The following is a 19,006-nucleotide window of genomic DNA, read 5'->3' as shown; positions in this document are numbered from 1 at the left end:
ATTTTACGCATTCCTTGCAATGACTTCAAGCAAAAAACATTTTTTTAAGCATAATGCTAAGCACGATACAATACATTAGTAAGAGTGCGTATTTGTGCTTTTTTGCATTGATTTTGCTAAGCAGCAAAATCCCAATGCGCACGCCAATGAGTGAGGCGATTCCCACGATAACACCTTGTTTATAGTCGGCATAACCGTGCATTGCAAGCGAAGTGAAGCCAGAGACAGACGAGAAAATAATAAAGAAAAGTGAAAGCGGAATGATTTTTTTGCTACTATATCCTAAATAATAGGCAAGAAGTGGAGCTAACATCATTCCCCCGCCGATTCCAAGAGAAATTGCAAAGACGCCTACGACACAACCACAGCCTATTAAAAAGAATTTTGCGCTTGCCCCATTTCCTAGTCGGCTTTCTCCACCATAGGCGTTTGCTTTAAAAAATTTTACCAAAGAATAAACGATAAAAAGCGTGAAGATTCCCTCTAAAATATAAGATGGAATCTTATCCACGACTACCCCACTAAATGCCGCGCCGATTAACCCTCCAAGCCCGACATAAATGCCGTCTTTGAAGTCAAGGTTTTTTTGCTTGAAATTGACATATGAGCCATACACAGAGGAAAAAATCATTTGCATAATAGAGATTCCAATCGCGATTTTAATGTCATTACCTAAGAGAATCATTAGTGGCACAATGATTGCTCCACCACCGATTCCAAAGAATCCTGCGAGGATTCCTGTGAGAATCCCGATTGCAAAGAGGGCAACAATATGCAAAGGGTCTAGGGCTAAAATTTCCATACTTTGACGCCTTAAATTTAAAAATTTCTGCGCAATTTTGCAAAAAAAAACTGAAAATAAGGTAAAATCACTAGAGTTTATCTTAAAACAATGTTGGAGACTTGAGTGCAAAAAAGCAAAGACGAAATCAAAATTACACAATTTGTCAAAGTCGCTGGTTGAGCAGGCAAAATAGGTCTGGAAGACCTCTCACAAATCGCTAGCTCCTTAAGCAACTTAAAAGATGAGAATGTTTTGGTAGATTTTAGGGGCAATGAAGACGCCGGTGTCTATCAACTCACGCCCGAATTAGCCCTCGTGCAAACAGCGGATTTTATTACGCCTGTGGTGAATGACCCTTATGTCTATGGGCAGATTGCTGCGGCAAATGCGTTAAGCGATGTGTATGCAATGGGCGGGGTTGTGAAGTGTGCTTTGAATCTTATGATGTGGGATTCTTGTCGGATTCCACAAGACTATGCGTGCGCAATTTTGGAGGGTGGATTGTCCAAAATCAAAGAGGCAGGCGGTGTGTTAGTCGGCGGGCATACGGTGTCTGATAGTGAGCAAAAGTATGGTTTAAGCGTGAGTGGAATCATCAATCCAAAGAAAATTTGGCGCAATAATGGGGCGCAAGTCGGAGACGCTCTGATACTCACTAAGCCTATCGGTATGGGCGTGCTCACGACAACTTTAAAGGCAAATATGCTAGATTCCAAAGTTGCGCATAAAATCTCGCAAATTATGGCGACTTTAAACCGCTATGCTTGCGAGATTGCAAGCAATTTTGAGATTCACGCTTGCACAGATATTACGGGATTCGGACTTTTAGGGCATTTAAGTGAAATGCTAAATCCAGAAATTAACATTCGTTTAGAATCTCAAGTCATTCCTCTTGTGGAAGAGGCGATTGAGTTTGCAAAAATGGGAATTATCCCCGGTGGAAGTTGTGGCAATGAACGCGCAATTAAGTCTTTATGTGCGTTTCACCTCCAAAGGGATTCCAAGTTTAAAGATTTGGAAATTTTGCTCTTTGATGCACAAACTTCAGGGGGATTGGTGTTTGCCTTGCCACAAAATGAGGCAAAGGAACTTTTGGCAAGATTAAGAGATAATGGCATAGAATATGCCCAAATCATTGGCGTTACAGAACCCTATAAAAACGATTCTACGCAGGCTAGAATCTTTGTAGAGTAATGTTAATTTGTGCTTTTATAAGGGATAAATCATAGCTCACTTGCTTTGAGCAAATCCTTTACATAAGGGTGTTTGGGGTTATTAAAAACTTCTTTTGTCGCTCCATATTCTAGCATTTTGCCTTCTCTGAGGACTAACACATTTTGACACAAGCTCGCAATCACGCTTAAATCGTGGCTAATGCAGAGATAACTTAGGTGGTATTGTTTGCCAAGCGTTAAGAGCAAAGCCAAGATTTGATTCTGTGTTGCGCGGTCTAATGCGCTAGTGGGTTCGTCCAAAATAAGCACTTTAGGACGCAAAATCAAGCTTCTTGCAATGCTAATGCGCTGCCTTTGCCCCCCGCTTAGCTCATTGGGATAACGTTCCAAGTAGCTTTTATCCAAGCCTACATCTATTAGGCTTTGAATGATTTGATTTTCTAAGTCTTTGGGAGTGAAATGCAAGGAATCTTGGTGCGCTAAGATTCCCTCTTGCAGAATCTTAAAAATGTTCATTTTGGGATTTAAGGAGCTAAAGGGGTCTTGGAAAATGATTTGAATCTCCTTTCTAAATCGGCGCAATTTCGCACCCTTAAGCGCAAAGAAGTCTTTGCCTAAAAGTTTCATTTCTCCTTGTGTGCTCTTAGGGGCAAGCAAGCGACAAAGCGCGTGAGCAAGGCTACTTTTACCGCTTCCTGATTCTCCAATGATTCCTAAACTTTCCCTTTCTCTTAAGCTAAAACTAAGAGGGGACAAAGCAATAAAGGATTCTAAGGTTTCTCCCCAAAAGCTCTTTTTTGTTGGATAGGCAACGCTTAGATTTCGGACTTCTAAAAGTGGTTTTTGGGTATAAGATTCTTGATTATAGTGGAATCCTAGCGATTGGATAAGCATTTTGGTGTAAGGATTTTTGGGGTTTTTAAATATTTCTTCTGTCGTTCCATTTTCTACGATTTTTCCGTTTTGTAACACAAGGAGTTTAGGGCAGAGCTTAGCTACTACGGCGAGATTATGACTGATAAACAAAATGCTAAGATGAAATTTTTGTTGTAAATGTTTCAATAGTGCGATAATTTGGGCTTGTGTCGTGGAATCTAAAGCGGTGGTTGGTTCATCTGCAATCAAGATTTTAGGAGAATTTGCAAGAGCTATCGCAATGCACACGCGTTGTCTTTGCCCTCCGCTAAGCTCATAAGGATAGGATTCTAAGATTTTTGTCGTTAGATTAACATTAGTTAGGAGTTCAAAAACTTTTTCTTGTAAAGCTTGTTTTTTAATCTTTGGATTATGAATCAAAATAGCCTCGTTAAGCTGTTTTTTGATTTTTTGTAGGGGATTTAGCGCGCTTAGGGGCTCTTGGAAGATGTAGCTGATGTCTTTGCCACGCAAGCTTTGCATTTGGGATTCTTTGAGTTTTAACAAATCCTGTCCCAAAAAGAGAATTTCTCCCTTTTGGATTTCATAATCTTTGATTAATCTTAAAATCAAATGGCTAAGGAGAGTTTTGCCACTTCCCGATTCGCCAACAAGTCCCAAAATCTCCCCTTGATGAAGACAGAAATCAATCTCTTGCAGATGAAATCCTTGCAAGGAAACTTGGAGGGATTTAACTTGTAAAAGGCTCATAATGTGTCGCTCTTAATGGTGATATTCTCGCTACGCAAGCAATCCCGCAAGCCTTCCCCAATAAAGACGAGCAAACAGAGTAAAAGGCTTAAGGCAAAGAATCCACTAAGCCCAAGCCAAGCAGCATTAAGATTGTTTTTGCCTTGCGAGAGGATTTCGCCCAAACTCGCACTAGGAGGGGGCAATCCAAGCCCTAGAAAGTCTAAAGCGGCTAGGGTTGTGATGCTGCCACACAAAATAAAAGGCAGATAGGTAATTGTTGCTACAAGCGCATTAGGTAAAATATGATGTAGTATAATGCGAAAGTGGCTCACACCAAGCATTTTTGCGGCTTTAATATAATCAAGATTCCGCACCTTTAAAAATTCTGCCCGTACAAAAGGCACGAGTGTAATCCAAGAAAACAACAAAACGACACACAAAATACTCCAGAAGTTTGGCTCTAGTAAGCTTGCAAAGATGATTAAGACAAAGAGGGTTGGCATACCACTCCAAATTTCAATCAAACGTTGTCCGAGTAAGTCTATTTTGCCCCCAAAGTATCCACAAATTGCGCCGATGAAAAGCCCGATGATAGAACTAAAAAAAGTAAGAATCAAGCCAAATAAAATAGAAGTTTTAAGCCCATAAAGCAATCTTGCAAGCACATCTCTCCCTAAGTCATCTGTCCCTAAGGGATTCTTGAGGCTTGGGGGAGAGGGCGCAGGCGAGGGCAAATCATAAATCACGGAATCGTAAGCATAAGGAATGGGGGGCATAAGGAAAAAGCCCTTTTCGCGAATTTTGCTTTGCACATAAGGGTCATTATAGTTTGCAGTGCTTTCAAAATCTCCTCCAAAGGTTGTTTCGGGATAGTCTTTGAATAGAGGGAAATAGTTTTCTCCCCCATAGCGCACGAAAAGTGGCTTGTCATTGGCGATAAATTCCGCATTCATACAAAGCACAAAAAGAGCGGCAAAAACCCAAAGTGAGAAATAGGCACGTCTGTTTTGCTTGAAAGCTAAAAATCTTCGTTGGTTAAGATTGTTATTGTTTATCATTTAAACCTGCTGGAAATTAATTCTTGGGTCTATAAGGGTATAAAATAAATCACTAATGAGTCCGATAATTAAACCAAAGAGTGTAAAAATATAAAGCGAACCAAAAATCACGGGATAATCTCGCGTGATAATGGATTCATAGCCCAAAAGCCCCAAGCCATCTAAGGAGAAAATAATCTCAATCAGCAAAGAGCCGCTAAGCAGAATCCCAAGTAGTGCAGAGGGGATAGAGGCAATGATGATAAGCATAGCATTGCGAAAAATATGGCGGTAGAGCACTTGGGATTGTTTTAATCCTTTGGCAAAGGCGAGTTTGACATATTGTTTGTGGATTTCCTCCAAAAAGGAATTTTTAGAGAGCAGGGTTAAGGTTGCAAATCCTCCAATACTAAGGGAAATGACGGGTAGGGTAATGTGCCAAAAGTAATCTTTGACTTTGCCAAAGAGGCTTAAACTCTCAAAATCATCTCCCACGATTCCACGCAAGGGGAAAAGATTGAAGTAAGTTCCACCTGCAAAAAGAATAATCAAAACCAATGCAAATAAAAAAGTCGGAATCGCATTGCCGATAATAATCAATGTGCTTGTGATACTATCAAAGGCACTCCCCTCTTTAAGTGCCTTTTTGATTCCTAATGGGATAGAAACCAAATAGATTAATAAAGTGCTCCAAAGCCCTAGACTAATAGAAACAGGGAGTTTTTCTAAAAGAATCTCTATCACGGCGGTATTTTTATAGAAGCTATCGCCAAACTCAAAGCAGAGATAGTTTTTAATCATCAAAAAATAACGTTCCATTAAAGGCTTATCAAAGCCATAAAGCGCATTAATTTTGGCAATCATTGCTTCATCTAAGCCTTGATTCTTATACACGCTCGTATGGCTGACTTCTCCTTGCATTCCTACCCCCTCCAAGCGGGCAATCATTTGTTCTACCGGACCTCCGGGTGCGGCTTGGATAATGAAAAAGTTTAGTGTCATAATGCCAAGTAGAGTAGGAATAATTAGCAAAAGTCTTTTGAATATATATTGTCGCAAATTTTTCCTTTAACGTCGAAAGTTTGGGTATTTAGCTTGTAATTTTTCTAGCTTGCTTGGATTAGCCCACCAAGTTTCAAAGCCAACATTATAAATAGGGGCGATGTCGGGACGTTCCAAAAAATTCCAAAACGCAACCCGAAAGGTTTTAATGTGAAAATGTGGAATGACATAGTATCCCCATAGCAATACACGATCAAGTGCGCGCGTGCTAACAAGGAGTTCTTGATAGTTTTTTGCTTGAATGATTTTAGTAATCAGCGCATCTACCACTTCGTTTTTGATTCCAATATAATTGTAACTCCCTGCTGAATCTGCCGCACTAGAACCCCAAAAAAACGCCTGCTCATTTCCCGGTGAAAGACTTTGTGGAAAGACGCTTACAATCATATCGTAGTCAAATTGACGCAACTGATTGATATATTGGCTCATATCCACTACGCGGATTTTCATCGTGATACCTAGAGTTTGTAGGTTTTTTTGAAAAGGAATCGCTACGCGTTCCATTGCGGGACTTACAAGCAATAATTCAAAGGTAAAGGGTTGCTCTTTAAGAGGAGATTCCGCCTTTTGCGTGGAATCCTCTAGTGTCTCTTGCGGAGGATAAAGTTTTCCGTTTTTGATGATAAATCCCGCTTCTTTTAAAAGGGCTTGTGCTTTTTTGAGATTCTCACGATTGTTGCCGTCTCCTTTGCTCTTTGGGAGCGAAAAGCTTTGCGTGAAAATTTCAGCTGGAAGCTTGGAGCGATAAGGTTCTAATAGCTCTAGCTCTGCTCCTAGAGGGATTCCAACACTTGCAAATTCGGAATTGTCAAAAAAGCTTTTGGTGCGGCTATATTGGTTGAAAAATAAATTTTTGTTGCTCCATTCAAAGTCAAATGCAAGCCCCAAAGCTTCCCGCACACGCCTATCTTGAAATATTTTTTTGCGTAAATTAAACACAAATCCTTGCATTCCGCTTGGCAGGGAATGGAGCAATTCTATCTTCTTAATGTCTTGATTTTTTAATGCGATTCCATCATATCCTAATGCCCAATTTTTGGCACTAGATTCCTCGCGATAATCGTATCTACCTGATTTAAAGGCTTCCAATGCGACAGAATCGTCTTTATAGTAGTCAAAGGTGATTTTATCAAAATTGAAATATCCTTTTCGCGTCTTGTGGTTGCGCGCCCAATAGTTTGCCTTGCGTTGATAAGTTACACTTCTCCCTGCATCAAAGGATTCTATGACATAAGGACCACTTCCTAAAGGAATCTTCAGAGGATTTTCACTTAGATTTGCGTTTGCGTAATAGTGTTTAGGCAAGATAGGCAAATCTCCAAGAATCAAGGCAAGTTCGCGGTTATTAGGGTTATTGAAATTAAAACGTACAGTGTATTTATCTACAACAATAACCTCCTTGACATCTGCATAATAACGCACCATAGAGGGATTTTCTCCTCTTGCAATGGTATTGAAGCTAAACTCCACATCAAATGCTGTAACTTCCTTGCCATCATTAAAACGCGCGTTTTCATCTAGGTGAAAAATAACAAAAGTATTGTCCTTTGCTCTTTGAACCTGCTTGGCAATGAGCCCATATTGGCTACTTGGTTCATCAAAGGAACGCACCATTAAAGTATCATAAAGCAAGGAAAGCCCTTTAGCACTCGTTCCTTTGAGCAAAAAATCATAAAAACTATCGTAGCTTCCGAGTGCGTATTGCTTGATATGTCCGCCTTTTGGGGCATTGGGATTGACATAATCAAAGGAAGTGAAATTCTTGTATTTTACTTCTCCATTGGCACTAAAGGCAGAATCGCTATAAGTTTGCGCCAAAAGATAAGAGGCAAAGAAAAAGCAAAATAAAAGAATACGCATAAATTTCCTTATATTTAGTAATGGAATCTAAAACAAATATTCTAGCAAATTAAAGTTAATAATTCTTCACACTTTCTTCATAAATTTTTGTTATATTTCAATTTTAATTTTTAGACAAAGGAGTCAGTGATGACAAAGCAGTTTCGCAATATTCATATTTATCTTAGTTTATTTTTCTTGCCTTTAGCCTTAATGTATGCTTTGAGTGGGGTTTTGTATATTTTTGGCATTAATCAAGATGTGGGTGCAACTAAACATACTTATGTTTTAACACAAGAGATAGAAAAGGGGCAGGAAGCTAAAGTGCTTGTGCAATATTTGCAGGAAAATCAGCTCGCAGTGCCAAGCAATCTGGAAGCAAAAATGAATCGAAAGAGCGGTGCATTAGAAATTGGCGGGGTGCATTATTCTGCAAGCATTAAACAAAACAAAGATTCTACTTGGACGATTACTACTCTTAAACGAAGTCTTATCGGAGATATGATTATGTTGCATAAGGCAAAGGCTAAATGGTATTTTGATGTCCTTGCGGTTGGCTTTGGCTTGACTTTGGTTCTGCTTTATGTTTCTGGGTTGATGATTACTCTTTTTAATATCAAAAAGAATCGCGGGATTCAAACGCTTACAATTCTAGCTGGAATCGTAGTCAGTGTGGTAGTGGGTATTTTAAGCGTAGGTTGATTGCTCCTCCATCCTTGCGAGTAGGATTCCTACCGCCTCCTTATAAGGCTTTGTAATTCTCCCGCCGCGTCATTGCGATTCGTGGCAATTTATCTGCATATTTTAATTTTACAACTTCAGTCATTGCGAGCAAAGCGCGGCAATCCATAGCCTTATCCACTTTGTGTATTCTACTTGTGTCCTTGCGAGGCTTTAGACAAAAGCAATCCCATCTTGCATGCTTTTAATATTGTTGCACGTACTTGTGAGCAGGTATCGCGAGCATTCTACAAAGAGGGTTTGAAAAACTCACAAATATCCACATTCAAGATTTCTGCAATCATTAAAAGATGTTCAATGTTAAAATGTGCCCCTCTGTAAAACCTCTCCGCACTTGCGACAATGCTTACACTTTTGTGTCCAAGTCGCAAGGAGAGTTCAAGCTGGGATATGCCTTTTTCTTTACGAATTTTTGCTACATTTTTGCCTATTTGTCGGTGTTTTTCTTCTATACTTTGTTGCATAAAACCTAGCCTTATAACACTTTATATTTTTATAAGTTTAGATTCTTTGATAATCCTTTTTCAATCGTTTATTAAGCAAGGTTTTATAAAGCTTTGTGGAATGAGCGAAAAAATAAAGGAGAATTTATGAATAACATTGTTGAAGAATTAGCATTAGAATTAAATAATAATAAAGAATTTCAAAAACTTGGTGAAAAGATAGTTGTGTGGGAATATTCTAGGCAATACGAGGATTTTAAGTTTTTTATCAAGCCATCCCCAATGATTGTTTATACACTCCAAAGGAACTTGTAGCGTTTATCCGCGTTTATAAAGCATTTAAAATACAAGAACTTGCGCAAAACATTAAATCTTTAAGCAAAATAAAGGCGAAATTGTCCCATTTGGCTAATAAAGAAATTTTTATGGGATCTTGTATAGGTGATATGGACTTAGAGAGGGATTTAGAGCCGATTTTAGGAAATATAGAATCAGAGCTTAGGGAGTTTTACTCTAAGGATTCCTTAATGCTAGATAGTATTGTGTTTGGCAAGGAATATCTAATGCGCTTTTGGAATAAAAGGGGGGATTTGCGCGAAGTCCTACTTATAGCTTTTATAAGTTTTCAGATAATTTTCACGCGGAATCATATTTTCAAGGTAATGCCAAGGAGCGTATTTTGCTAGTTGTAAAACAAAAGCCTTTGGGGGAATTTTTAGAAAAAGATTACTATCCTCTGCCTACAGGCAAGGAGGCTTATAATCTTGCGAATTTGACGATTAAGCTAAAATAGTGTGCCTTGTATATTAGGAATGAGTGATGAAAAAGACGCTAAGGGGATAAATGGAGGGTTTTTTTATATTCGTAATGATAATTCTTTGCGCATTGGTTGCTTGTTATTGGCTTGATTCGTTTGAGAGTATTGACAAAAACACAAATTTTAGTCCTAATCATAAATATTTTCCTGAAAATCGGGTAGAACTCGTATGTCTCTTGCGCAATGAATCCATTTTGTTAAATGAAATCAATACAAGCAAAGTTATTGATATGAGCTTTTTGTTTTGCAATGTGGAGGGAGAATCCTTAAATATATTTCAAGAATTTGGAGATAGGGCTAGCTTTAATCTGCAAAATAATGCTGGAACTAGAAAAAATTTCGCGGGAATAGAGACTTGGGACACTTCAAATGTGGAGGATATGACAGGTATGTTTGCAATGCAAACGACTTTTAATCAAGATATTTCTAGGTGGAATACCTCTAAGGTCAAAAGTATGGCGGGTATGTTCTTTTATGCAAGAAGCTTTAATGCTTCTATTGGCTCTTGGAATGTGAGTAATGTTCTGAATATGACTGCAATGTTTTTATTTGCGGTGTCGTTTAATCAGGATATTTCCCAATGGAACGCGGAAAATGTGCGAGATATGGGGAATATGTTTGCCTATGCTTTGGCTTTTGATAAATTTCAAGGCGTATTGCAGAGTGGCTTAATGGGGAAATATGGCAGTGGAATCAAGAGAACAGGAATGTTTAGTGGCGTGAAAGGTGCAGATGTGTTTTTAAGAGAAGTAATCGCAGAATATCTCTCTGTATCTAGGCAATATCAAAACCTTACACAAGAGGATATTCAAGGCTTAGAAAGGTATGTACAAGATTTAACTACGATATAAGATTATCCCACCCCCTCGCCCTCTATCACGATTCCATATTTTGCGAGATTAAAATAATTCTCATCTACATAGTAAATATTGTGGAATCCCTTTTGCGCAAGCTGTGTGCCAAAGTCCGCCGCAGTCGCTCCGCTATGGCAATAAAGCAGAATCTTTTTGTCCGCATTTTCTTGCGCGATAAAGGCAATGCGTTGCAGGGATTCTATATTCAACGCGTCTTTAATGTGGCTAATGAGAAAATATCCCCTCCCGCGCAAATCAATCACGATAAATTCACTTAAATCAATTTTTTCTAAATCCACAGGTGTTGCTAAACTTTGATTTTTGATATACATTGCCCGCCTTTTTGTGTTTTGATAAAATTTCGTTAAAATAAACAAATGAGAACAATTTATTATATCACAAAAACAAACGACACCTTGAATGCCTTAGAATCGCAAGATTCCAAAAGTTTTATAGAGGTTTTGCCACTTTTGGAGATTCAAACAATTTTTCCAAGCGGGATTTGGGAGCAGTTTTGCTCTTGCGATTCTTTGATTTTTACCTCCGCAAACGCGATTCTTGCTTTGAGGGAAAATTTAGAATCCCTACCCAATGCCACAGAGGCAATGCAGAGGTGGCGAAATCTACCAAACTTCACTCTAGGGGCAGGGTGCAATGAGGCATTAAAGAATCTTGATTTGCAGGCTGCCTTTAGCGCAAGTCGCGCGTATGGTGAGGATTTCGCAAAAGAGCTCATTCCTTATTTGCAAGGCAAGAAGCCTTTGTTTGTGCGGGCGCGTAAGATTGCCTCTGCGCTCCCACAGATTCTACAAGATTGTGCGATTCCTCTAATGCAAGCGGTGCTTTATGAGACTTCGCCACTTCGGCTTAAAGAATCTCAAAAGAAGCCTTTGGCGCAAGATTGTGTAGTGTTTTTTAGCGCACCCTCGCACATTAAGGCATTTTTGCTGAATTTCGCTTGGGATTCTAGTTTCATTGCCTTGTGTATCGGAGAAACCACGCAAAAATCCGCTAGGGAGCTTTTGGGTACTGAAGCAAAGATTTTGCTTTCTCCAAGGTTAAGCAAAAAAGTCGCACTAGAGTTTGCTAAGACGCTTTAAGTGGTTTGTGATACCCTGCTTGGGAAGTATAAAGTAGCTGAAGCTTTGCGTATCCAACTTGTCATTACGCGAAGTGTAACGACAAACAATTTCACAACTTGCGTCATTGAGAAGCCTTTGTAAAAGGCTGCGGCAATCTATTATTTAGCATAAATGAAAAACACAACTTGCGTCATTGCGAGAATGCGTAGCATTCGTGGCAATTTATAATATTGAACTTTAGAAAAATTAAGCAATGGAATCTTAAAAGCTGGTGAGATTTTAGATTATGGATTGCTTCGGCTAAAGCCTCGCAATGACAAAGTGGTTAGCTTATCGTCCTTGCGAGATTCCGCAAGGCATCGTGGCAATCTATATTCTTGCAAAAATAAAATCTACAAAGGCGAGATTCCAAATTATAAGGTTTGCGTGCTTTGATTGTAAAGCAAAGTTGTGATAGAATCCAAAGCTTCAAAATAACCCAATGGAGTAAGTTTTGCAAAAACAAAAGGCAAATCTCAAAACTACCGCGATTCCAAAACTCTTTTTGACTTATTTTTTGCCCTCACTTGTCGCAATGCTTGCGCTTTCTACTTATTCTACGATTGACGGAATCTTTGTAGGCAAGAAACTCGGTGAAAGTGCGCTTGCAGCCATTGGAATCGCGTGGCCTATTTTTCCGATTCTGATTGCCTTTGAGCTGCTCTTTAGCGTAGGAGCTGCGGCAATGGCTTCTTATTTCTTAGGACGTGGCAAAGCCTTTCGTGCGCGGATTGTGTTTAGTAGCGTGTTTTATTTTGCACTAAGCACCAGCCTCATTGGCGGAATCGCACTTTATTTTTATAGTGATTCTATTGCCCTTTTACTTGGGAGTAGCGAGACACTTTTGCCGCTCGTGCAGCATTACACCGAAGTGATTTATCTTGGAGCATTCATCATTGTGTTGCACCCTATGCTAGATATTTTTGCGATTAACGACAAGCAGCCTGTGCTTGCAATGACGGCAATGGTAATTGGCTCATTGGCGAATATCCTACTGAATTACTTTTTCTTATTTGTCTTAGAGCTTGGAATCGCAAGCAGTGCATTAGCTACGCTTCTTGGGCACGGAATTGGAATGTGCATTTTGCTTTGGCATTTCTTGCGCAAGAGGGGTGATTTGTATCTAATCAAGGCTTTTGATATTTACGCACTTTTGAGCGCAACCAAAAATGGAATCCCACAGAGTAGCTCGGAGATTAGTGTAAGCATTATGATGTTGATTTTCAATCATACGATTGTAGAAATCGCAGGAGATAGGGGATTGGCGATTTATAGTGTGTTAATGTATGTCGGGATTATTCCCTTTACGATTCTGCTTTCTATGGCGCAAGGTGTGCAACCCATTGCAAGCTTTAACTATGGTGCGGGGTTAATGGAGCGTGTGCGAGGAGTGTTTAACTTCGGTTTAGTTTTTAGCTTTGGAGGTGGAATCGCGCTTTATTGTTTGTCTTTTGTTTTTTCTCCTTTCCTTGTGGCTTGGTTTTTGCCTGATGACATTGCAATGCGGGACGCAAGTTTGTTGAATGACACGCAAAATGCAATGAAATTTTATTTTTTGGGTTATATTCTCTTAGGGGTTAATATCGTCAGTGCGATATTCTTTCAGTCAATTCAGCGCACGCTTAGTTCTTTTATTATTACCTTTTCTTATACGCTGCTTTTCGCGCTTTGTTTTGTGATGATTCTGCCCAAAATGTATGGATTTAATGGAGTGATTCTGTCCTATCCAATGGGAACTTTATGTGCAACTTTCGTTGCATTTGGGATTATCCTCTATGAATATCAAAAAGGAATTTTGAGAAAATAAAAAAATTATAAAATTTTTATTTTATATATTGGATTTTATTAAAATATAAATATATCAAGTGTAATATCTATTCATTAAAGATTATTCAAGGTTAATCTTTAAAATTTTAAAATAGAAGGGTTATCATGGGAACTAGAAAAGAACATGACTTCATCGGCGAGCTAGAAATTGACGATTCCGTCTATTATGGAGTCCAAACTTTTAGAGCTTTGGAAAACTTCAAAATGACAGGAAGAACTCTCAAAAATTATCCCTTTTTTGTTAAAGCCTTTGCGCAAATCAAAAAAGCAGCGGCATTAGCAAATAAAGAAGTGGGAGTGCTTGACGCGGAAAAAGCAGATGCAATTGCAAAAGCCGCAGATAGATTGATTGCAGGTGAATTCATTGACCAATTTGTCGTAGATATGATGCAAGGGGGTGCAGGAACATCTACAAATATGAATGTCAATGAGGTCATTACAAATATTGCATTAGAAAGTTTGGGACACAAAAAGGGAGAATACCAATATTTGCACCCAAATGATCATACGAATTTAGGACAATCCACAAATGATACCTATCCAAGCTCTATCAAAGTTGCAACACACGAGAAGCTAGGACACTTGCTTGAGGCAATGGAAGAGCTTAAAGCTGAACTTGAGAAAAAAGCGAAAGAATGGAAAGACATTATTAAAATGGGGCGCACAGAGTTAGAAGATGCTGTGCCAACAACACTTGGTAATACCTTTAATGCGTTTGCAAGTTATCTTAAAAGTGATATTGCGAAAATCAAAGCGGCAAGAGAATCTATGACGATTCTTAATATGGGTGCAACCGCGATTGGAACAGGAATCAACTGCCACCCAGACTATAAGTTTGTCGTAGAGAAAAAACTCAAAGACATCACAGGTGTAGAGTTTAAGCCCGCAGAAGATTTCATTGCTGCGACACAAGACACAGCGGATTTCGTGCATGTTAGTGGTGCGCTAAAAACTGCCGCAGTGAGACTTTCTAAAATCGCAAATGATATAAGATTGATGAATAGTGGTCCTAGATGCGGACTTGGAGAAGTGAATTTACCCAAAATGCAGCCCGGAAGTTCCATTATGCCCGGTAAAGTGAATCCTGTAATTTGCGAAGTAGTGGGTGAAGCTTGCTATGAAGTTATTGGAAATGATGTAACGATTATGCTTTGCAGCGAAAGAGGCGAGTTTGAATTAAACGCATTTGAACCCGGAATTGCTTACGCACTCTTTAATTCTGTCATTGTTTTAGAAAATGCAATGAGAACTTTAGCGCAAAAAGCAATCAAAGGTTTAACAGCCAATCCAGAGGCTTGCAAACAATCTGTGCTTAATTCTATCGGAATCGTAACTGCATTTAATCCTGTGTTGGGTTACGAAAAATCTGCTAGTATGGCAAAAGAAGCATTGCAAACAGGTAAATCAGTAGCGGATATTTGTTTAGAGAGAGGATATTTGCCAAAAGAAGAAATTGACAAAATCTTAGACCCACAAAATATGCTAAATCCGCAAATGAAATCAAAAAAATAAGGAAATTCTATGGAAATGTTGATGCTTATCCTGCAAGTGATTGTGCTACTTGGCGCGATTTTTGTAGGGATTAGACTTGGAGGAATCGGAATTGGTTATGCTGGAGGTTTGGGCGTTGTGATTTTAGGGCTTTGTCTTGGTATGAAACCGGGCGCGATTCCGTGGGACGTTATTTTAATTATTATGTCTGTTATTGCAGCAATTTCTGCAATGCAACTTGCGGGAGGCTTGGATTATTTGGTTCAAATCGCAGAAAGAATCTTGCGCTCTAACCCAAAATATATCAACTACCTTGCTCCTACCGTTACTTATTTCTTGACAATTTTAGCAGGGACTGGACACACTGCGTTTTCTATGATTCCTGTTATCGTTGAGGTTGCAAAAGAGCAAAACATTAAACCCTCTGCACCGCTTTCTATTGCTGTGGTTGCAAGCCAAATCGCAATTACTGCAAGCCCTGTAAGTGCGGCGGTCGTGTATATGACAGGAGCATTAGAGCCACTTGGTTGGAGTTATCCACTCTTGCTTGGAATTTGGATTCCAACTACATTTGTAGGTTGTATGCTCACTGCATTGGTGGTTACAATGTTCTCTAATCTTGATTTGAGCAAAGACCCTGTATATCAAGAAAGATTGGCAAAAGGCTTGGTTAAACCTTCTGTGGGTGCGCAAAATATGCAACTTAAAGAAGGTGCAAAACTCTCTGTCGGGATTTTCCTTATCGGCGTTTTGTTGGTTGTTCTTTATGCGACTGCGATTTCAAGAATCGGTGGCAAACCCGTCTTGATTGAAAATGTTATCGTGCCAAGAGATGCGGCGATTATGAGCTTTATGCTTGGAGTGGCTACTTTTATCACGATTCTTTGTAAGATTGAAGTCAATAAAATCACAGAATCTAGCGTCTTTAAAAGTGGTATGGTTGCGTGCGTGTGTGTGTTAGGTGTGGCTTGGCTTGGAAATACTTTCGTAGATGGCTACAAAACACAAATCGGTGAGCTTTCAAGTGATTTGGTTAAACAAATTCCAGCGTTGCTTGCGGTGGCTTATTTCTTCGCTGCAACCTTGCTTTACTCCCAAGCGGCAACAGCAAAAGCCATTACACCTGTGGTGATTACAGCACTTGGTATTAGTGTAGCAAATCCGGGCGATTCTTATATGATTGTTGCTTCTTTTGCCGCAGTTTCTGCATTGTTCGTGTTGCCAACTTATCCTACATTGTTAGGTGCAGTGCAAATGGACGATACAGGTTCAACAAGAATCGGTAAGTATATCTTCAACCACGCTTTCTTGATTCCGGGTGTCTTAGCAATTGCCTTTAGTGTTATCTTAGGATTTGTTGCAGTTGCTTTTGTATAAACCACTCTTAAGCCTTTGTGCTTAGGGGATATTTCTCTCATTGAGATTGCCACGAAAGTTTTGTAAATCAGCTCACAATGATTTATCGTTGTGAGTGGTTTAGCGGCGTGGCAATCCATAATCTTAACAATCAAAATATTCCATAATAAGATAAAATTATGAATTGTCGCGCAAGTTTAAAAATTCGCTTGCAAGAACATTTCTTTATTTACCTTTCATTTACTTTTTGATTTAAGTCAAGAAAGTTTTTAAAAAATAAAGCTAAAATAATTCCCTTGAGTTTGGAATCTCTTTAGGATTTTGGATTCAAAAAATACTAAAAGGAGCGTAGGTTGGAAAGTAAAGAATCTAAACCGCTCCCATTTGTCGCTTTGTTGCTTGGGATTCTATGCGTCGTTGCTTGTATTGTGGGACTATATACTTTTTATAATGCAAAAGGTATGTCTTACTTTAGCAACGAGAGTGAAGCCTGTAATAATTGCCATATTATGAATGATGTTTATAATGATTGGCTTAAGGGTTCGCATTCAAAAAAAATCGCTGGAAAACCACGTGCAACTTGTAATGATTGCCATTTGCCGCACGAATTTGTAGAAAAGTGGATTGCAAAAGCGGAGAGTGGAGTAGGGCATGCGTATGCTTTTACCTTTAAGTTAGATGTGTTGCCAACAAACTTAAGTGCGACACAAAAATCTAAAGGTATGATTCAAGATAATTGCGTGCGTTGTCATAGCGAAATGGTGAGTAATGTCGTAAATCCTACGACTAATCCACACGGAAACGAGTCTCTTAGTTGTGTTTCTTGCCACGCAGGCGTAGGACATAAACGAGGTTTTTAAATTTTTAGGAGGTTAAAATGCAAAAAAAATCGCCTTTAATGCCAATTTTGGTGGTGATTGTTTTAATTGTGATTGCTGGAATGTTTTGGCTAAATTCTGATATTAGCAAAAAACAAGCAGAAGGCACAGGTGGGCTAAGCTCTAAGGGCTTTGTAGAAATGAGTGATGAGAATCCAACTTTTGACCATTGGGGTAAAAATTTCCCAGATTATTTGGATATGTATCTAACAGTGGAAAAACAAGCTCCAATCTCAACAGAATTTGGAGGAAATTTAGCTTATTCTAAATTGATTCGTTATCCACAACTTACGATTCTTTGGGCAGGTTATCCTTTTAGCATTGATGCAAACGAAGAAAGAGGACACTTTTGGATTCAAGTAGATCAAATGGATACCGCAAGAAACAATAAAGATTTCTTGAATGCACACGGATTTGGCGCATTTGGCGGACAACCTACCGCTTGTATGAACTGCCATAGCGGTTGGACTCCTTGGTTGCTTAAAAATGTCGGAATCGGAAATACTCCAGAAGAAAAATGGGTTTCTTTTAACTCTACAAAGTATTGGACAATGATTAAAAATGTCCCTGCTGTTGATGGAATCGCTGAAAACTCACCCGAGCATAGCGGACCACACGGGGGTAAAAGAATGGGTGTAACTTGTGCAGACTGCCATAATCCAACTGATATGCAGTTGCGTCTTACACGTCCAGCAGCCATTAATGCACTTGCAAGTCGTGGTTACCAAAAAGACCCTGTAACAGGAATCAAAGCAAGTCGTGATGAAATGCGCACATTGGTTTGTTCTCAATGCCATGTAGAGTATTACTTCAAGCCAACAGGCACAAAAGTCAAAGTTGTGGGAGAATCTATTGCAAATGATCCTACACAAAAATGGTTTAATGGGACACAAAAAACTTATGATGAATTTGATTCTTGGAGAAATGGCAACCAACCAACAGAAATTGAAGTTGCAGGACTTGAATTAGTATTCCCTTGGAGTGCTTGGAAGAAAAATGAGCCATTCAGAATTGAAATGTTTGATGACCATTATGAAAAAGTGCGTGATGTATTCCCGCTAGATTGGCAACACAAAATCACTAAAGCTCCAATGTTGAAAATCCAACATCCAGAAACAGAGCTTTTCAGTGGTGGTGTGCATGCGGCTAATGGTGTGAGTTGTGCAGATTGCCATATGCCTTATAAACGCAAAGGGGCGAAAAAAATGACAGAACACAATATCACTTCTCCACTACAAGATATTAATGCGGCTTGCAAAACTTGCCATACACAAAGCGAAGAATATCTTAAAGCACAAATTTTTGATATTCAAAAATCTATCGCATTTGATTTGAGAAGTGCAGAATATGCAACCGTTAGCTTGATTGAAGACATTAAAACTATGCGTGAGAAACTTGGTGCATTGCCAGCTTACCAAACTGATGGCAAAGCAGATGATAAAAAGATTTCTGCTGCACTAAAAGAGCCATTAGAGCTTCATCGCAAAGGGCAAATGAGAGGAGACTTTGTCGGTGCTGAAAACTCCACAGGATTCCATAATCCAAGAGAAGCAAGCAGAATGCTATTGCAAGCAGTAGAAATGGCAAGAATGGGGCAAACCAAACTTGTAGAGATTGCAAATGCCAATGGAATCAAAGATTTCCAAACTTCTAATCTAGGATTTGAGGAAATTCAAAAATATAATCCCGGTGAAATTGTTTATAAAGTGGATTTAAATGGACATAAGGCAGGCGAACGTTATTATCAACACAAAGAAATCAATGGACCAGCTCCAAAAGAATTGATGGATTTGGATAAAAACAATAAACCTTACAATTACAAGGCAATTGATTCTAAAACTTCTGCCTACTAATATGTTTCCCAAATGCTCCAAGCATTTGGGAATTTCTTTAATATTCTTTCATCTTTATTTCTTTCTTGAATGAATCTTGATTTTGATTCAACTTTATAATTTTTTTAATTAATATTCATC

At 39.0% G+C, this 19,006-nt stretch carries 20 protein-coding genes; 13 read left to right on the top strand and 7 right to left on the bottom strand.

Going from position 1 to position 19,006, the window contains the following annotated elements:
- Window positions 1-25 precede the first annotated feature (25 nt).
- Window positions 26-802 carry a sulfite exporter TauE/SafE family protein gene (locus HDT10_RS01410; protein ID WP_290879196.1) on the bottom strand — a complete coding sequence of 259 codons (777 nt, stop codon included), beginning with the start codon at window positions 800-802 and terminating at the stop codon, window positions 26-28.
- A gap of 171 nt (window positions 803-973) precedes the next feature.
- Between HDT10_RS01410 and selD the strand changes: the two genes are divergently transcribed.
- Window positions 974-1,978 (top strand): selenide, water dikinase SelD, encoded by a 1,005-nt coding sequence (gene selD, locus HDT10_RS01405; RefSeq protein ID WP_367159056.1) that lies wholly within the window; start codon window positions 974-976, stop codon window positions 1,976-1,978.
- 29 nt (window positions 1,979-2,007) lie between these two features.
- Here selD and HDT10_RS01400 read toward each other — a convergent pair whose 3' ends face one another.
- The 4 genes from HDT10_RS01400 to HDT10_RS01385 are packed head-to-tail and all read right to left on the bottom strand — an operon-like array spanning window position 2,008 to window position 7,526.
- Window positions 2,008-3,585, bottom strand: a complete 1,578-nt coding sequence (locus HDT10_RS01400) for a dipeptide ABC transporter ATP-binding protein (protein WP_290879194.1) — start codon at window positions 3,583-3,585, stop codon at window positions 2,008-2,010.
- Complete coding sequence (locus HDT10_RS01395; RefSeq protein ID WP_367159055.1) at window positions 3,582-4,622, bottom strand: ABC transporter permease; 1,041 nt, start codon at window positions 4,620-4,622, stop codon at window positions 3,582-3,584. The genes HDT10_RS01400 and HDT10_RS01395 overlap by 4 nt, the downstream gene beginning before the upstream one ends.
- 3 nt (window positions 4,623-4,625) lie before the next feature.
- A complete protein-coding gene (yejB, locus tag HDT10_RS01390; RefSeq protein ID WP_290879191.1) occupies window positions 4,626-5,663 on the bottom strand; it encodes a microcin C ABC transporter permease YejB in 1,038 nt (345 codons plus the stop codon).
- A gap of 9 nt (window positions 5,664-5,672) precedes the next feature.
- The gene (locus tag HDT10_RS01385; protein WP_290879189.1) at window positions 5,673-7,526 is read right to left on the bottom strand and encodes an extracellular solute-binding protein; all 1,854 of its coding nucleotides are present in this window, start codon (window positions 7,524-7,526) and stop codon (window positions 5,673-5,675) included.
- Between the two features lie 129 nt (window positions 7,527-7,655).
- Here HDT10_RS01385 and HDT10_RS01380 point away from each other — a divergent pair, with 129 nt between their 5' ends.
- Window positions 7,656-8,207 carry a hypothetical protein gene (locus tag HDT10_RS01380; protein ID WP_290879187.1) on the top strand — a complete coding sequence of 184 codons (552 nt, stop codon included), beginning with the start codon at window positions 7,656-7,658 and terminating at the stop codon, window positions 8,205-8,207.
- Window positions 8,208-8,473: 266 nt separating this feature from the next.
- Here the strand turns inward: HDT10_RS01380 and HDT10_RS01375 are convergent, their stop codons facing one another.
- Window positions 8,474-8,710: a helix-turn-helix domain-containing protein gene (locus HDT10_RS01375; protein ID WP_290879185.1), complete on the bottom strand. Its 237-nt coding sequence runs from the start codon at window positions 8,708-8,710 to the stop codon at window positions 8,474-8,476.
- Window positions 8,711-8,836: 126 nt separating this feature from the next.
- Between HDT10_RS01375 and HDT10_RS01370 the strand changes: the two genes are divergently transcribed.
- From HDT10_RS01370 to HDT10_RS01360, 3 genes are all read left to right on the top strand, one after another.
- Window positions 8,837-9,004: a hypothetical protein gene (locus HDT10_RS01370; RefSeq protein ID WP_290879184.1), complete on the top strand. Its 168-nt coding sequence runs from the start codon at window positions 8,837-8,839 to the stop codon at window positions 9,002-9,004.
- A gap of 110 nt (window positions 9,005-9,114) precedes the next feature.
- On the top strand, window positions 9,115-9,375 hold the full coding sequence (locus HDT10_RS01365; RefSeq protein ID WP_290879183.1) for a hypothetical protein: 261 nt from the start codon (window positions 9,115-9,117) through the stop codon (window positions 9,373-9,375).
- A gap of 157 nt (window positions 9,376-9,532) precedes the next feature.
- Window positions 9,533-10,357 (top strand): BspA family leucine-rich repeat surface protein, encoded by an 825-nt coding sequence (locus tag HDT10_RS01360; protein WP_290879181.1) that lies wholly within the window; start codon window positions 9,533-9,535, stop codon window positions 10,355-10,357.
- 2 nt (window positions 10,358-10,359) lie between these two features.
- Here the strand turns inward: HDT10_RS01360 and HDT10_RS01355 are convergent, their stop codons facing one another.
- Window positions 10,360-10,692, bottom strand: coding sequence for a rhodanese-like domain-containing protein (locus HDT10_RS01355; protein WP_290879179.1), 333 nt, complete (start codon window positions 10,690-10,692; stop codon window positions 10,360-10,362).
- A gap of 45 nt (window positions 10,693-10,737) precedes the next feature.
- On the opposite strand from HDT10_RS01355, the gene HDT10_RS01350 reads away from it, so the two are divergent.
- From HDT10_RS01350 to HDT10_RS01315, 8 genes are all read left to right on the top strand, one after another.
- Window positions 10,738-11,460, top strand: a complete 723-nt coding sequence (locus HDT10_RS01350; RefSeq protein ID WP_290879176.1) for a uroporphyrinogen-III synthase — start codon at window positions 10,738-10,740, stop codon at window positions 11,458-11,460.
- Window positions 11,461-11,583: a hypothetical protein gene (locus tag HDT10_RS01345; RefSeq protein WP_290879173.1), complete on the top strand. Its 123-nt coding sequence runs from the start codon at window positions 11,461-11,463 to the stop codon at window positions 11,581-11,583.
- A gap of 172 nt (window positions 11,584-11,755) precedes the next feature.
- Complete coding sequence (locus HDT10_RS01340) at window positions 11,756-11,896, top strand: hypothetical protein (RefSeq protein ID WP_290879172.1); 141 nt, start codon at window positions 11,756-11,758, stop codon at window positions 11,894-11,896.
- Window positions 11,897-11,935: 39 nt separating this feature from the next.
- Window positions 11,936-13,288, top strand: a complete 1,353-nt coding sequence (locus HDT10_RS01335; RefSeq protein ID WP_290879170.1) for an MATE family efflux transporter — start codon at window positions 11,936-11,938, stop codon at window positions 13,286-13,288.
- Between the two features lie 125 nt (window positions 13,289-13,413).
- A complete protein-coding gene (locus HDT10_RS01330) occupies window positions 13,414-14,820 on the top strand; it encodes an aspartate ammonia-lyase (RefSeq protein WP_290879167.1) in 1,407 nt (468 codons plus the stop codon).
- Window positions 14,821-14,829: 9 nt separating this feature from the next.
- A complete protein-coding gene (locus HDT10_RS01325) occupies window positions 14,830-16,176 on the top strand; it encodes an anaerobic C4-dicarboxylate transporter (protein ID WP_290879166.1) in 1,347 nt (448 codons plus the stop codon).
- 371 nt (window positions 16,177-16,547) lie between these two features.
- On the top strand, window positions 16,548-17,015 hold the full coding sequence (gene nrfH, locus HDT10_RS01320) for a cytochrome c nitrite reductase small subunit (RefSeq protein ID WP_290879280.1): 468 nt from the start codon (window positions 16,548-16,550) through the stop codon (window positions 17,013-17,015).
- A gap of 17 nt (window positions 17,016-17,032) precedes the next feature.
- On the top strand, window positions 17,033-18,886 hold the full coding sequence (locus tag HDT10_RS01315) for an ammonia-forming cytochrome c nitrite reductase subunit c552 (RefSeq protein ID WP_290879164.1): 1,854 nt from the start codon (window positions 17,033-17,035) through the stop codon (window positions 18,884-18,886).
- Window positions 18,887-19,006: the final 120 nt, after the last annotated feature.

The sequence above is a fragment of the Helicobacter sp. genome (assembly GCF_014799995.1).
GTDB lineage: Bacteria > Campylobacterota > Campylobacteria > Campylobacterales > Helicobacteraceae > Helicobacter_D.
Note: the sequence above shows the minus strand (reverse complement) of the source record. Positions and strands in the feature narration are given on the sequence as shown.

What these genes read in the sequence shown, in the direction of transcription:
- HDT10_RS01370 (WP_290879184.1), top strand. Translation starts at nt 8,837, where the DNA reads ATGAATAACATTGTTGAAGAATTAGCATTAGAATTAAATAATAATAAA.
- HDT10_RS01375 (WP_290879185.1), bottom strand. Translation starts at nt 8,710, where the DNA reads ATGCAACAAAGTATAGAAGAAAAACACCGACAAATAGGCAAAAATGTA.
- HDT10_RS01365 (WP_290879183.1), top strand. Translation starts at nt 9,115, where the DNA reads ATGGGATCTTGTATAGGTGATATGGACTTAGAGAGGGATTTAGAGCCG.
- HDT10_RS01400 (WP_290879194.1), bottom strand. Translation starts at nt 3,585, where the DNA reads ATGAGCCTTTTACAAGTTAAATCCCTCCAAGTTTCCTTGCAAGGATTT.
- HDT10_RS01355 (WP_290879179.1), bottom strand. Translation starts at nt 10,692, where the DNA reads ATGTATATCAAAAATCAAAGTTTAGCAACACCTGTGGATTTAGAAAAA.
- HDT10_RS01325 (WP_290879166.1), top strand. Translation starts at nt 14,830, where the DNA reads ATGGAAATGTTGATGCTTATCCTGCAAGTGATTGTGCTACTTGGCGCG.
- HDT10_RS01360 (WP_290879181.1), top strand. Translation starts at nt 9,533, where the DNA reads ATGGAGGGTTTTTTTATATTCGTAATGATAATTCTTTGCGCATTGGTT.
- HDT10_RS01380 (WP_290879187.1), top strand. Translation starts at nt 7,656, where the DNA reads ATGACAAAGCAGTTTCGCAATATTCATATTTATCTTAGTTTATTTTTC.
- HDT10_RS01315 (WP_290879164.1), top strand. Translation starts at nt 17,033, where the DNA reads ATGCAAAAAAAATCGCCTTTAATGCCAATTTTGGTGGTGATTGTTTTA.
- HDT10_RS01340 (WP_290879172.1), top strand. Translation starts at nt 11,756, where the DNA reads ATGACAAAGTGGTTAGCTTATCGTCCTTGCGAGATTCCGCAAGGCATC.
- HDT10_RS01410 (WP_290879196.1), bottom strand. Translation starts at nt 802, where the DNA reads ATGGAAATTTTAGCCCTAGACCCTTTGCATATTGTTGCCCTCTTTGCA.
- HDT10_RS01385 (WP_290879189.1), bottom strand. Translation starts at nt 7,526, where the DNA reads ATGCGTATTCTTTTATTTTGCTTTTTCTTTGCCTCTTATCTTTTGGCG.
- HDT10_RS01350 (WP_290879176.1), top strand. Translation starts at nt 10,738, where the DNA reads ATGAGAACAATTTATTATATCACAAAAACAAACGACACCTTGAATGCC.
- HDT10_RS01330 (WP_290879167.1), top strand. Translation starts at nt 13,414, where the DNA reads ATGGGAACTAGAAAAGAACATGACTTCATCGGCGAGCTAGAAATTGAC.